The following is a 13,558-nucleotide window of genomic DNA, read 5'->3' on the forward strand; positions in this document are numbered from 1 at the left end:
TCCCCGAAGAGCTTGCGCGATGAACCAGACGATCTCCTACCAGGGCGAGCCCGGCGCCAACTCGCACATCATCATCAACGAGGCCTATCCGGACTGGACGCCGCTGCCCTGCGCCACCTTCGAGGACGCGCTGACGGCGGTGCAGGACGGCTCGGCGGCGCTGGGCATGATCCCGATCGAGAACTCGATCGCGGGCCGCGTCGCCGACATCCACCATATGCTGCCGGCCTCGGGCCTCCACATCATCGGCGAGCAGTTCCTGCCGATCCGCTTCCAGCTCATGGCCCTGCCGGGCGTGGCGCTCGACGAGATCCGCACCGTGCACAGCCACGTCCACGCGCTCGGCCAGTGCCGCAAGATCATCCGGCGGCTCGGCCTCAAGGCGGTGGTCGCGCCCGACACCGCCGGCGCCGCCCGCCAGGTCGCCGAGGCCGGCGACCGCACCCGCGCCTCGCTGTCGCCCCGGCTCGCCGCCGAGATCTACGGCCTGTCGATCCTGGCCGAGAACGTCGAGGACGAGGAGCACAACACCACCCGCTTCGTGGTGCTCTCCCGCGAGCCGGTGGTGCCCCCGGCGGGTTCCGGCCCGACGGTGACGAGCTTCATGTTCCGGGTCCGCAACATCCCGGCGGCGCTCTACAAGGCGCTGGGCGGCTTCGCCACGAACGGCGTCAACATGACCAAGCTCGAGAGCTACATGGTCGAGGGCCAGTTCACCGCGACTCAGTTCTACGCCGAGGTCGACGGCCACCCGGAGGAGCCGTCCCTGCGCCGGGCGCTCGATGAGCTCGCCTACTTCTCGAGCGCGATCCGGATCATCGGCACCTATCCGGCCCACCCGTTCCGCGAGAGCGCCCGGCCGCCGGCGGAGTGACGGGACCGGGACGCGGAGGCGACGCCCGGTCGCTGTCCGTGTCCCTCCGGGACCGCGAAGGGAGCCCGGGATCCGGGCGGGCGGTCCTCGGAGCCTCGCCCGATCGCGTCGCAGGCGGACGGCGCTCGGGACCTTCGAGCCTGCCGAACGTCCCGTGAGAGCCGGTATCCGGGACACCCCGCGCCGCGGTTTCCGCGCCGTCCGCGACGCGGCCCCGGGATGCCCCCGTGACGCCGCCGCCGGGACGACCGGTTCCCGCGTACCCGCGTCAGGGCGCCTGCCGGGCGATCGCCACGGGATCGACCGAGACCTCCTGCTTCAGGGTCCTCAGGGCGAAGACCGAGCGCGACTGGCGGATGCCGCGGATGCGATAGAGCTTTTCGCGCAGGAACCGCTCGTAATGCGCGGTGCCGCTGACCGCGACCTTGATCATGTAATCGTACTCGCCGGTCACCAGGTGCACCTCCAGCACCTCGGGGATGCGCAGGATCTCGGTGCCGAAGGCCTCCAGCACCGCGTCGTCGTGCTTGTCGAGGGTCACCTCGATGAAGACCACGTCCGGGATGCCGAGCGCCCGGTGGTCGAGCAGGGCGACGTAATCGCGGATCAGCCCGGCCTCCTCCAGGCGCCGCAGCCGAGTCCAGCAGGGGGATTGCGACAGCCCGACCCGCTCGGCGAGGCCTGCGATCGTCAGCCGCCCGTCCGCCCGCAGGGCGCCCAGGATCCTGCGGTCGATCTCGTCGAGCCGGTGCGGCTCGGCGACCTTCCGCTGCGCTTGCGCCCGCACGGAACGCTTGTTCGGCGTTTCGCCCTTCAATGCCATGCTGCGTTCTCCGATCGCCCGCTTTAGCCGCGAAAATCGGCGAGGACCATCCGGCCGGACCGGTCTACAGTCGGGGAAATCAAGCGTCGCGGGAGGGCGCAGATGGCTCTTGAACAAGAGCATGCGGTGGAGGTCCGGGCGCGGATCCTCCACGTCTTCGACGGCGTCACGCGCCCGCTCGGCGAAGTCGAACGCGCCGGCGACAGACTGAGACACCTCACGCTCGACGCCACCTCCTCCGCCGTCACCCTCTCGATCCTGGTCCCCGACGGGACGGACCCGTCCGTCCTCGCCGATCGCCTGTCGCGCCATCCAATGGTGGTCGAGGCGCAGGTCGGCGCGCCGTCCTGACACTCCATCCCGCATCGTCCGCGACACCCTCCCCGTAAGGGCCTCCCCATGCCGCCAGACGCCCCGAGCCCCCACGCTCCCAATCCCCACGCACCCTTGAGCCTCCACGTCCCCGAGCCGGCCGTCCGCCCGGGCGGCAACCCGAGCTTCTCCGATCTCGACATCCCGGAGGCTGGTGCGGTGCGCCGGCCCGAGGTGGACGTGGCGGCGGCCGACATCCGAGACCTCGCCTACACGCTGATCCGGGTGCTCGATTCCGAGGGCAAGGCGGTCGGTCCCTGGGCCGGCTCGCTCACCGACGAGGAACTGCTCGCCGGCCTTCGCGACATGATGAAGCTGCGCGCCTTCGATGCCCGCATGCTGATGGCGCAGCGCCAGGGCAAGACCTCGTTCTACATGCAGCATCTCGGCGAGGAGGCGGTGAGCACCGCCTTCCGCCGCGCGCTCGAACCCGGGGACATGAACTTCCCGACCTACCGGCAGGCGGGGCTGCTGATCGCCGGCGGCTACCCGCTCGTCGACATGATGTGCCAGATCTACTCGAACGAGAACGATCCGCTGCACGGCCGGCAGCTTCCGGTGATGTATTCGTCGAAGGAGCACGGATTCTTCTCGATCTCCGGCAACCTCGCGACGCAATACGTCCAGGCGGTCGGCTGGGCGATGGCCTCGGCGATCAAGAACGACACCAGGATCGCCGCCGCCTGGATCGGCGACGGCTCGACCGCGGAATCGGATTTCCACGCGGCTCTGGTCTTCGCCTCGACCTACCGGGCGCCGGTGGTGCTCAACGTCGTCAACAACCAGTGGGCGATCTCGACCTTCCAGGGCTTTGCGCGGGGCGGCTCCTCGACCTTCGCGGCGCGCGGCCACGGCTTCGGGATCCCGTCCCTGCGCGTGGACGGCAACGACTACCTCGCCGTCCACGCGGTGGCGAAATGGGCGACCGAGCGGGCGCGGCGCAACCTCGGGCCGACCATCGTCGAGTACGTCACCTACCGGGCCGGCGCGCATTCGACCTCCGACGACCCCTCCGCCTACCGGCCGAAGACCGAGTTCGACGCCTGGCCCCTCGGCGATCCGGTCAAGCGCCTGAAGGATCACCTCATCGCCCGCGGGGCCTGGTCGGAGGAGCGCCACCGCCAGGGCGAGGCCGAGATCCTCGACGAGGTCGTGGCTGCCCAGCGCGAGGCCGAGACCCACGGCACGCTGCATGCCGGCGGCAAGCCCTCCCCGCGCGACATGTTCGAAGGAGTGTTTTCCGAGATGCCCCCCCACCTGCGCCGCCAGCGCCAGCAGGCGGGGTACTGACATGCCGCGCCGCACGATGATCGAGGCCATCCGCGACGCGATGGCCGTATCGATGGAGCGCGACGACGACGTGGTCGTGTTCGGGGAGGACGTCGGCTATTTCGGCGGCGTCTTCCGCTGCACCCAAGGCTTGCAGGCCCGCTTCGGCAAGAGCCGCTGCTTCGACGCGCCGATCAGCGAGCTCGGCATCGTCGGCGCCGCCGTCGGCATGGCGGCCTATGGCTTGAAGCCCTGCATCGAGATCCAGTTCGCCGACTACATGTACCCGGCCTACGACCAGATCGTGTCCGAGGCCGCGCGCCTGCGCTACCGCTCGGGCGGCCAGTTCACCGCCCCGATGGTGGTGCGGATGCCCACCGGCGGGGGCATCTTCGGCGGCCAGACCCACAGCCAGAGCCCCGAGGCCCTGTTCACCCATGTCGCCGGCCTCAAGACCGTGGTGCCGTCGAACCCCTACGACGCCAAGGGCCTCCTGATCGCCGCGATCGAGGATCCCGACCCGGTGATCTTCCTGGAGCCCAAGCGCCTCTATAACGGCCCCTTCGACGGCCACCACGACCGGCCGGTGACCCCGTGGGCCCGCCACGACCTCGGCGAGGTGCCGGACGGGCACTACACCGTGCCGCTGGGCAAGGCGGCGATCCGGCGCGAGGGCGCGGCCGTCACGGTTCTGGCCTACGGCACCATCGTGCACGTCGCGGAAGCCGCCGCGGCCGAGACGGGAATCGACGCCGAGGTCATCGACCTGCGCACGCTGCTCCCCCTCGACATGGAGACGATCGAGGCCTCGGTGCGCAAGACCGGGCGCTGCGTCATCGCCCACGAGGCGACCCTGACCTCGGGCTTCGGCGCCGAGCTGGCGGCGCTCGTGCAGGAATCCTGCTTCTACCACCTGGAGGCGCCGATCGTCCGGGTGGCGGGCTGGGACACGCCCTACCCGCACGCCCAGGAATGGGCCTACTTCCCGGGTCCCGAGCGCGTCGGCCGGGCCCTTCGCGCCGCGCTGGAGGGCTGAGCCATGGGCTTTCGCATCGTCAAGCTCCCCGACATCGGCGAGGGCGTGGCCGAGGCCGAGGTCTCGGCCTGGCACGTCAAGGTCGGCGACGTGGTCCGCGAGGACCAGCCTCTCGCCGACGTGATGACCGACAAGGCCACCGTCGAGATCCCCTCGCCGGTGAGCGGCACCGTGGCGGCGCTCGGCGCCGAGGCCGGCCAGATGCTGGCGGTCGGCGCCGAACTGGTGCGGCTGGAGATCGAGGGCGGGGATGCCGCGCCCGCCTCAGCCCCGGACTCCGGCGTCGCGGTGGCGCCCGAGGTCGCGAAGGCGCAGGACGCGGCCGCAGGCCAGCCCGCCTCCGCCCTGGTCCCGGCCGCGGACGGTCTGGAGCCGGCGCAGCCCGCGCCCGCCCCGCAATCCGCCGCGGCACCCAAGCCCGCCGCGGCACCCAAGCCCGCCGAGCCGACAAAGCCCGCTCCGGCAAAGCCGTCGGCCCCTGCCCCGCGCCCCGCGGCGACTGCTCCCTCCTCCGGCCCGCCACGCCCGGCGGGCGAGAAGCCCGTTGCCTCGCCGGCCGTGCGCCGGCGGGCGCTGGAGGCCGGCATCGACCTGCGCCAGGTCCGTGGCACCGGCCCGGCCGGCCGGATCGGCCACGACGATCTCGACGCCTACCTCGACGCGCCGCCCGAGGAGGCCGCGCCCGCGCCTGCCGGCCGCGTCGCCCGCACCGGCGTGGAGGAGATCAAGGTCATCGGCCTGCGTCGGCGCATCGCCCAGCGCATGGCCGATGCCAAGCGCCGCGTCGCCCACTTCTCCTACGTCGAGGAGGTCGACGTGACGGCGGTCGAGGAGCTGCGCGCCGCCCTCAACCAGCGCTACGGCGGAAGCCGGCCGAAGCTGACCCTGATCCCGTTCCTGGTCCAGGCCCTGGTGCGCGCCCTGCCGGACTTCCCGCAGATGAACGCGCATTACGACGACGAGGCGGAGGTGATCCACCGCCATGCCGGCATCCATGTCGGCATCGCCACCCAGACCCCGTCCGGACTGATGGTGCCGGTGCTCCGCCACGCCGAGACCCGCGACGTGTGGAACGCTGCGGCCGAGGTGCGCCGCCTGGCGGACGCCGCCCGCAACGGCCTGGCCGCCCGCGACGAACTCTCGGGCTCGACCATCACGATCACGTCGCTGGGCGCGCTCGGCGGCATCGTGACGACCCCGGTGATCAACCGGCCGGAAGTGGCGATCATCGGCGTCAACAAGCAGGTGATGCGCCCGGTCTGGCGCGACGGCGCCTTCGTGCCGCGCCTGACGATGAACCTCTCGGCGTCCTTCGACCACCGGGTGGTCGACGGCTACGACGCCGCCCTGTTCGTGCAGGCGCTGAAAGGCCTGCTCGAGACGCCCGCGACGTTGTTCATGGAGGCCTGACCCGTGGGCGAGATCACCACCAAGCTCCTGGTGCTCGGCGGCGGCCCGGGCGGCTACGTCGCGGCGATCCGCGCCGGCCAGCACGGCATCGACACCGTGCTGGTCGAGGAGAACCGGCTGGGCGGCACCTGCCTCAACGTCGGCTGCATCCCCTCGAAGGCGATGATCCACGCCGCCGAGGCCTATCACGCCGCCGTGCTGCAGGCCGGCGACGCCTCGCCCTTCGGTCTCTCGGCCGGCCCCCCGAGCCTCGATTTTTCCCGCACGGTGGCCTGGAAGGACGGCATCGTCGGGCGGCTCAACACCGGGGTCGCGTCGCTCCTGAAGCGCGGCGGGGTCAAGATCCTGCGCGGGCGCGGGCAGATGGTCGACGGCAAGACCTGCCTCGTCGAGACCGATACCGGACCCGAGCGGGTACGGGCCGAGCACGTGATCCTGGCCACCGGCTCGGTTCCGGCGGCGCTCCCCCACCTGCCCTTCGGCGGGCGGGTGATCTCCTCGACCGAGGCGCTGTCGCTGCCGAAGGTCCCCGCCACCCTGGCGGTGGTGGGGGCGGGCTATATCGGGCTCGAGCTCGGTACCGCCTTCGCCAAGCTCGGCGCCAAGGTCACGGTGGTCGAGATGGCCGAGCGGATCCTGCCGGCCTACGATGCCGAGCTGACCCGGCCGGTAGCGCGACGCCTCGGCGCGCTCGGGATCGAGGTGCTGCTCGGCGCCAAGGCGACCGGGCTCTCGGGCGACGCGCTCGACGTCGAGGTCGGCGGTGAACCCCGAAAGATCCCCGCCGAGGTGATCCTGGTCGCGGTCGGCCGCAAGGCGCGGACGCACGACCTCGGGTTAGAGCGGCTCGACCTCGACATGAGCGGGCCGTTCATCCGCATCGACGAGCGCTGCGCCACCTCGATGCGCAACGTCTGGGCGGTCGGCGACGTCACCGGCGAGCCGATGCTGGCCCACCGCGCCATGGCGCAGGGCGAGATGGTGGCCGACCTCGTGGCCGGGCGCCGCCGTGCCTTCCACAAGGTGGCGATCCCGGCGGTCTGCTTCACCGACCCGGAGGTGGTCTCGGCCGGCCTGTCGCCGGACGAGGCCCGCGCCGCCGGCCACGAGATCCGCACCGGCCTCTTCCCCTTCGCCGCCAACGGCCGCGCCATGACCCTGGGCGCCGAGGACGGCTTCGTGCGGGTGACCGCGCGGGCGGACAACCACCTCATCCTCGGTATCCAGGCGGTGGGGGCCGGGGTCTCGGAGCTGGCGGCGGGGTTCGGCCTGGCGCTCGAGATGGGCGCCCGGCTGGAGGACGTCGCCGGCACGATCCACGCCCACCCGACCCTCGGCGAGGCCTTCCACGAGGCGAACCTCAGGGCGCTCGGCGAGGCGCTGCACATCTGAAGGCAGGCCCCGCCGGACGGAACCGTCCGGCGACGGCCGCTCGGCGTGCGAGACATGGGCGCAGGAGACATGGGGGCGCGAGGTGGCCCCCGGTGCCAGCCGCCGGTCAGCGACGACCCGGCGTGGCGTCCGCGCGCTTCATGGCGAGAGCGTCGGTGCAGCGGAGGAACGCGTAGTAAGTCTTGCTCGGCACCCTGTTCCTGATCCAGACGTTCCGCCCGTTGTGGTGGGTCTGGATTCCGACCGACTCCGCGCATCTCTCGCGATCGGCCCGCGACTATGCCGAGGCCGGCGCCGCCGCGAGACCGGAGATCGAGACGAGCGCCGACATCATCAGTATGTTTCTGATTTTTTCCACGGGACTGCTCCCCTATAGACTTGATTACCTTACGAACGCGCAAGTCGTTCGGCAATGCTCAATTCCGCGCGCCACGAAAGCTGGAGCCTAGGACCTGGTGTCGGGCGTCGGGATTGCCCGGGGTGCGGCCGGATCGGCGTGACCGGGACGATCCACGCCGATCCGGCCCGTCGCGGCGCTCGCTCCGCGGCAAACCTCGAATCCTGTCGACCGCGCGCGGAGCCGCCGGGAGCGGCCCGGTGGCATCGGGCATGCGCAGCGTCCGGTCGGTCGTCGCCCGACGCGCCGATGTCGGTCCTTAATCCCGACCCGTGCGGAGGTCTTACAAGCGTTGCCATTTTGCTGCAGCCAACGCCTCCGGCTTCGTTTTAACCGGACATGCTGGAGCACGGCACGTCAGAGGCCCTCGCGCGATCATGACCCGAACCACCGAGCCGGTCGGGCCTCTGTCGGCCGCGGCAGGCGTCCTGCTCCTCCTCCTGTCCGCTCCGGCCCCCGTGCTGGCGGCGCCGGGCGGCGGGCCAGGGACGAAGAGCGAGCCCGCAGCCGATCAAGGTGGGGCGCGCGAGAGCGGCAAGGGCCGGAGCCGCGAATCGGACTCGTCCAGCAAGACGGACGACGGGAAGGACGTCGATACCGAGCACCTGTTCGGCTTCACGGAAGGCGCCGATGCCGGCGAGAAGGGCGAGCGGGAAGCGGTGGTCGACACCGTCTCGCGCATCGGCAAGCGCCGGGACGGCCCCGGCCGGTCGGCCTACCGCGTGCTCGACACGCGGCTTGCCTACCAGTTCAACCCCATCGACAGGCTAAGCCTCGAACTCAGCGCCTTCGGCACGCTGCGGCGCCAGCGCAACATCCTCGATCTGGACGACAAGTCCTACGGCGCCTTCGACGGCGTTTCGCTCGAGGTGAAGTACCAGTTCCTGAAGGGCTCGAAGGAGCAGCCCTTCGGTCTCGCCCTGGAGGTGCGCCCTCGCTTCACGCGCGTCCTCCCGGTCGAAGGCCGCGGCGCCGACATCTTCGACGTCGAGAGCCTGCTCCAGCTCGACGTCCAGGTGGTGCCGGACAAGCTCTGGTACGGCAGCAACCTCAGCGTCGAGCCGGCGGCCGGGCGCGAGCGGGGCGGCCCGGGCTATCGCTCCTCGACCTTCCTGTGGTCGAACGCTCTCGTGGGGCGCGTCGGAGACAACACCTATCTCGGCCCGGAAGTCCGCTACCTGCGCGGCTACGAAGGGGCCTTCCTGAACCGGCTGGAGAGCGAGGCGCTCACCCTGGGGCCCGCGCTGCATCACCGGTTCACCGAGAAGGTCTGGCTGACCGTGGCCTATGCCGGGCAGGTCTGGGGCCGCGACACCGACCCGGCCCTGGCCGGCCGGTCCCTCGGGCTGAACCAGTTCGAACGGCACAGCCTGCGGGTCAAGTTCGGGATGGAGTTCTGACCCGGACCGGCCGACGGCCGTCCGGCGTCACGGCTCGGGCGCGAACATCTCGTCGAAGGAGTAGCCGGAGCCGCGCACGGTGCGGATCGGGTCCGAGTCGCGGCCGCGGTTGATCGCCTTGCGCAGGCGGCCGATATGCACGTCGACCGTGCGCTCGTCGATGTAGACGTCGTGGCCCCAGACGCCGTCGAGGAGCTGCTCGCGGGAGAAGACCCGGCCGGGGCTCTGCATCAGGAACTCGAGCAGCTTGAACTCGGTCGGGCCGAGATGCAGCTCGCGGCCGTCGCGGCGCACGCGGTGGCTGACCCGGTCGAGCTCGATGTCGCCGGCGACGAGCAGGTCGGCGACGTGGGCGGGCTTCGAGCGCCGCAGGAGCGCGCGCACCCGGGCCAGGAGCTCGGGCACCGAGAACGGCTTGACGATGTAGTCGTCGGCGCCGGTGGCGAGCCCCCGCACCCGGTCGCCCTCCTCGCCGCGCGCGGTCAGCATGATCACCGGCAGCCGCTCGGTCTCGCGGCGGGCGCGGATGCGCCGGCACAACTCGATGCCGGAGAGACCCGGCATCATCCAGTCGAGGAGGACGAGGTCGGGGACCTGCTCGCGCAGGCGGATATCCGCCTCGTCGCCGCGGGCGACGGCGTCGACCTCGAAGCCCTCGGCCTCGAGGTTGTAGCGCAGGAGGAGGGTCAGGGCCTCCTCGTCCTCGACGATCAGGATGCGGGTACTCATCGGGGCACTTCAGGGTCGTCGCCGCCGGGACGGCCGGCCCGGCCTCGCGGCCGGGCAGGCCATCCGGTCAGGCCTTGGACGAGGACTGGGGATCCACGGTGGCGAAGCTCGACCCGTCGTTCTTCGGCCGGTCGGTCGTCAGCGTCTCGCCGGTGGCGAGGTAGTGGATGGTCTCGGCGATGTTGGTGGTGTGGTCGCCGATGCGCTCGACGTTCTTGGCGCAGAACAGGAGGTGCGTGCAGAACGTGATGTTGCGCGGATCCTCCATCATGTAGGTCAGGAGTTCGCGAAACAGCGAGGTGTAGAGCGCGTCGATGCCGCCGTCGCGGGCCCAGACGTCGAGGGCCGCCACGGTGTCCTGGGTGGCGTAGGCGTCGAGCACGTCCTTGAGCTGGCCCTGGACCAGCTCGTTCATGTGCTCCACGCCGACGACGATCTTCTGCAGCTGGACCTGGTCGGCGATGGCGACGACGCGCTTGGCGACGTTCTTGGCCAGGTCGCCGATGCGCTCGAGGTCGCCCGAGACGCGGATCGCCGAGATCGTCTCGCGCAGGTCGATCGCCATCGGCTGGCGCTTGGCGATCAGCAGGATCGCCTTCTCCTCGATCTCGCGCTGCAGCCCGTCGAGGCGCTGGTCGGCGGCGATCACCGACTGGGCGAGCGCGGTGTCGCGGCGCAGGAGCGCGAGGCCGGAATCGGCCACCAGCTTCTCGGCGATGCCGCCCATCTCGGCGATGCTGCGCCGCAGGTTCTGCAGCTCCTGATCGTAGGAGGTGACGATGTGGTTCGACATGGAGTGAGACTCCCCGCGATGAAGTGGAGCGTGGGATCGAGCCGGCCCGGCAGGGGGCCGGACCGGTGGGACGAGGGCGGGACGCCTCAGCCGAACCGGCCGGTGATGTAGTCCTGGGTCTGGCGCTTCGAAGGGTTCATGAACAGCCGGTTGGTCGGCCCGAACTCGATCAGCTCGCCGAGATACATGAAGGCGGTGAACTGCGAGATGCGCGCCGCCTGCTGCATGTTGTGGGTGACGATGGCGATGGTGAACTCGCCCCGCAGCTGCTCGATCAGCTCCTCGATGCGGCCGGTCGAGATCGGGTCGAGGGCCGAGGTCGGCTCGTCGAACAGGATCACCTCCGGGCGCTGCGCCACCGTGCGGGCGATGCACAGGCGCTGCTGCTGGCCGCCGGACAGGCCCATGCCGGACTGCTTGAGCTTGTCCTTCACCTCGTCCCACAGGGCGCCCTTGCGCAGGGCCTCCTCGACGCGGACGTCGAGATCGGCCTTGCCGAGGCGCTCGTAGAGCCGGATGCCGAACGCGATGTTGTCGTAGATCGACATCGGGAACGGGGTCGGCTTCTGGAAGACCATGCCGACCCGGGCGCGCAGCTCGTTGAGGTCGATCGAGGGGTCGAGGATGTTGCGGCCGTCGAGCAGGATCTGCCCCTCGGCGCGCTGCTCGGGGTAGAGGCTGTAGATGCGGTTGAAGGTGCGCAGCAACGTCGACTTGCCGCAGCCCGACGGCCCGATCAGCGCCGTGACCTGGCGGTCGAGGAAGTTGAGGTTGATGTTCTTCAACCCCTTGAAGTCGCCGTAGTAGAAGTTGAGGTCCTTCACGGCGAGGCGGATCGCGGCGGATTCGTCGGCCGTGCTCTGGCCCACGACCGGCACGGCGGTGGCGGTGGCGCTCATCGGTGTGTCTCCGGGCAGGAGCATTTTTCGACGAAAGCCGTCGAAGGAAATGCGGCAAAGTCGGATAAGGAGAGCAGCACCCGGTCGCGGAGCGACCCGCGTGCTGCCGGAGATGCGGATCAGCGCCCCTTCGGGCCGCTCAGGACGAGGCGGGCCACGATCGACAGGCCCAGGATGGTGACGGTGATGAGGAGCGCGCCGGCCCAGGCCAGCTGGCGCCAGTTCTCGTAGGGCGAGAGCGCGAACTGGTAGATCATGACCGGGAGGTTGGCGACGCCGCCCATCAGGTTCGGGCTGAACCAGGAATTGTTGTTGAGCGCGGTGAAGAGCAGCGGCGCGGTCTCGCCGGCGATGCGGGCGAGCGCCAGCAGCACGCCGGTGACGATGCCCGACTGCGCCGCCCGCCAGGTGACGCTGCGGATGACGATCGAGAGCGGCGCGCCGAGGGCGGCGCCGGCCTCGCGCAGGGTGCCGGGCACCAGGCGCAGCATGTCCTCGGTGGTGCGCACGATCACCGGGGTGGCGATGATCGCGAGGGCGACCGCGCCGGCCCAGCCCGAGTAGCCGCCCATCGGCCGCACCATCAGGGTGTAGACGAACAGGCCGATCAGGATCGAGGGCGCCGAGAGCAGGATGTCGTTGAGGAAGCGGATCAGGTTGGCGAGGTGCGAGGTCCGGCCGTACTCGGCGAGGTAGGTGCCGGCGAGCACGCCGACCGGCGTCGCCACGACGATGCCGAGCGCCGTCATCACCAGGCTGCCGAGGATCGCGTTGGCGATGCCGCCGCCCTCGGAGCCGGGGCCCGGCGTGACGTGCGTGAACAGGGCCGGGGAGAAGCCCTGCACGCCCTGGATGATCAGCATCAGCAGGATCGAGCCGAGCACGATCGCGCCGAGGGCGGTGGCGAGGGTGCAGCCGACGATCAGGACCTTGTCGGCGGTGCGCCGGCCGGCGCGGACCCGGCCCCATTCGGGCGGGGCGGGGCGGGCGGGAGCGGCGGGGGCGGACCCTGAGACCGCGGCGGGGGAGGCGCTCATCGGGAAACGTCCGTGCGGGAGCGGGATCAGGCCACCTTCGCGCGGCGCACCAGCAGCCGGGCGATGATGAGCACGATGAAGGTGACGACGAACAGGATGCAGCCGAGCGCCATCAGCGAGTTGAGCTGGAGGCCGTCGGCCTCGTTGAACTCGTTGGCGATGCGCGAGGCGATGGTCGAGCCCGGATCGAAGATCGAGGCCGAGAGCCGGTTGGCGTTGCCGATCACGAAGGTGACCGCCATCGTCTCGCCGAGCGCGCGGCCGAGGCCCAGCATCACCGCGCCGATGATCGAGACCGAGGCCTGCGGGATCAGGACGTGGCGCACGACCTCCCAGGTGGTGCAGCCGATGCCGTAGGCGCTCTCGCGCAGCACCGTCGGGATCTGGTCGAGCATGTCGCGGGTGATCGAGGCCACGAAGGGCACGATCATGATCGCCAGGATGATGCCGGCGGTGAGCACGCCGACGCCCGACGGCACCTGGGCGTAGAACAGGGTGCCGACGATCGGCATCCCCTCGACGACGTTCGAGACCGGGATCTGCACGAAGCGCGCGAAGAGCGGTGCGAAGATGAACAGGCCCCACATGCCGTAGATGATGCTCGGCACGGCGGCGAGGAGCTCGATCGTCATCGCGACCGGGCGGCGGGCCCAGCCGGGGCAGAGCTGGGTCAGGTAGATCGCGATGCCGAGCGAGATCGGCACGCCGATGACGAGGGCGAGCAGCGCCGAGACCAGGGTGCCGATGATGGCGACGAGCGCGCCGTACTCCTCGCGCCCGACGTTCCAGGCGCTCGAGACCAGGAAGCCGGGGCCGAAGGCCTGGAAGGCCGGCCAGCCGCCATAGGCGATCGAGGCCAGGATGCCGGCGAGCACCAGCAGCACGAGCAGCGCCGACGCGAACGCGGCGGCGCGGAAGATGCGATCGCCCACCGGGCTGGGGGCGCGGCGGGCGACTTCGCGCCTCGCTGCCACTGCGACGTTCTCAGACAACGCGACCATCCGGGTTTCCCTTGGAGTGAGCGGCCTCTAGCGCGCTCGGCGGATCGAGGCGAGTCGGACGCGATCCGCCAGGGCCCGGCGGGCGGCGGAATCTCGGCTGTGCTTGATCCCCGCGCATGCCTGCCC

The 13,558-nt window shown here is 70.8% G+C and carries 14 protein-coding genes; 8 read left to right on the top strand and 6 right to left on the bottom strand.

Annotated features, from left to right (window positions below):
- The first annotated feature begins 19 nt into the window (after window positions 1-19).
- On the top strand, window positions 20-874 hold the full coding sequence (locus tag V3T34_RS28195) for a prephenate dehydratase (protein ID WP_305078328.1): 855 nt from the start codon (window positions 20-22) through the stop codon (window positions 872-874).
- 268 nt (window positions 875-1,142) lie between these two features.
- Here the strand turns inward: V3T34_RS28195 and V3T34_RS28200 are convergent, their stop codons facing one another.
- The gene (locus V3T34_RS28200) at window positions 1,143-1,697 is read right to left on the bottom strand and encodes an Lrp/AsnC family transcriptional regulator (RefSeq protein ID WP_305078329.1); all 555 of its coding nucleotides are present in this window, start codon (window positions 1,695-1,697) and stop codon (window positions 1,143-1,145) included.
- Window positions 1,698-1,799: 102 nt separating this feature from the next.
- Here V3T34_RS28200 and V3T34_RS28205 point away from each other — a divergent pair, with 102 nt between their 5' ends.
- The 7 genes from V3T34_RS28205 (at window position 1,800) to V3T34_RS28235 (ending at window position 8,973) form a co-directional block, all read left to right on the top strand.
- Window positions 1,800-2,048: a hypothetical protein gene (locus V3T34_RS28205; RefSeq protein ID WP_305078330.1), complete on the top strand. Its 249-nt coding sequence runs from the start codon at window positions 1,800-1,802 to the stop codon at window positions 2,046-2,048.
- A 48-nt stretch (window positions 2,049-2,096) separates the two neighbouring features.
- Complete coding sequence (locus V3T34_RS28210; RefSeq protein WP_091882160.1) at window positions 2,097-3,359, top strand: 3-methyl-2-oxobutanoate dehydrogenase (2-methylpropanoyl-transferring) subunit alpha; 1,263 nt, start codon at window positions 2,097-2,099, stop codon at window positions 3,357-3,359.
- Between the two features lies 1 nt (window position 3,360).
- Complete coding sequence (locus V3T34_RS28215; protein WP_091882158.1) at window positions 3,361-4,374, top strand: alpha-ketoacid dehydrogenase subunit beta; 1,014 nt, start codon at window positions 3,361-3,363, stop codon at window positions 4,372-4,374.
- A gap of 3 nt (window positions 4,375-4,377) precedes the next feature.
- Window positions 4,378-5,784 (top strand): dihydrolipoamide acetyltransferase family protein, encoded by a 1,407-nt coding sequence (locus V3T34_RS28220; RefSeq protein ID WP_305078331.1) that lies wholly within the window; start codon window positions 4,378-4,380, stop codon window positions 5,782-5,784.
- 3 nt (window positions 5,785-5,787) lie between these two features.
- Window positions 5,788-7,176 (top strand): dihydrolipoyl dehydrogenase, encoded by a 1,389-nt coding sequence (gene lpdA / locus V3T34_RS28225; RefSeq protein ID WP_091882152.1) that lies wholly within the window; start codon window positions 5,788-5,790, stop codon window positions 7,174-7,176.
- Window positions 7,177-7,358: 182 nt separating this feature from the next.
- On the top strand, window positions 7,359-7,625 hold the full coding sequence (locus V3T34_RS28230) for a hypothetical protein (protein WP_305078332.1): 267 nt from the start codon (window positions 7,359-7,361) through the stop codon (window positions 7,623-7,625).
- 325 nt (window positions 7,626-7,950) lie between these two features.
- A complete protein-coding gene (locus V3T34_RS28235; RefSeq protein ID WP_305078333.1) occupies window positions 7,951-8,973 on the top strand; it encodes a hypothetical protein in 1,023 nt (340 codons plus the stop codon).
- Between the two features lie 27 nt (window positions 8,974-9,000).
- Here V3T34_RS28235 and phoB read toward each other — a convergent pair whose 3' ends face one another.
- From phoB to pstC, 5 genes are all read right to left on the bottom strand, one after another.
- The gene (gene phoB, locus V3T34_RS28240; protein WP_060847928.1) at window positions 9,001-9,702 is read right to left on the bottom strand and encodes a phosphate regulon transcriptional regulator PhoB; all 702 of its coding nucleotides are present in this window, start codon (window positions 9,700-9,702) and stop codon (window positions 9,001-9,003) included.
- Between the two features lie 67 nt (window positions 9,703-9,769).
- On the bottom strand, window positions 9,770-10,495 hold the full coding sequence (phoU, locus tag V3T34_RS28245) for a phosphate signaling complex protein PhoU (protein WP_060847929.1): 726 nt from the start codon (window positions 10,493-10,495) through the stop codon (window positions 9,770-9,772).
- Between the two features lie 86 nt (window positions 10,496-10,581).
- Entirely contained in the window at window positions 10,582-11,394 is an 813-nt protein-coding gene (pstB, locus tag V3T34_RS28250; RefSeq protein ID WP_091747710.1) for a phosphate ABC transporter ATP-binding protein PstB, read from the bottom strand.
- Window positions 11,395-11,513: 119 nt separating this feature from the next.
- Window positions 11,514-12,431: a phosphate ABC transporter permease PstA gene (gene pstA / locus V3T34_RS28255; RefSeq protein ID WP_082742584.1), complete on the bottom strand. Its 918-nt coding sequence runs from the start codon at window positions 12,429-12,431 to the stop codon at window positions 11,514-11,516.
- Between the two features lie 26 nt (window positions 12,432-12,457).
- Window positions 12,458-13,432, bottom strand: a complete 975-nt coding sequence (pstC, locus tag V3T34_RS28260; RefSeq protein WP_060847931.1) for a phosphate ABC transporter permease subunit PstC — start codon at window positions 13,430-13,432, stop codon at window positions 12,458-12,460.
- Window positions 13,433-13,558 lie beyond the last annotated feature (126 nt).

Origin of the sequence: Methylobacterium ajmalii (assembly GCF_036448855.1) — a bacterium.
Classification (GTDB): domain Bacteria; phylum Pseudomonadota; class Alphaproteobacteria; order Rhizobiales; family Beijerinckiaceae; genus Methylobacterium; species Methylobacterium ajmalii.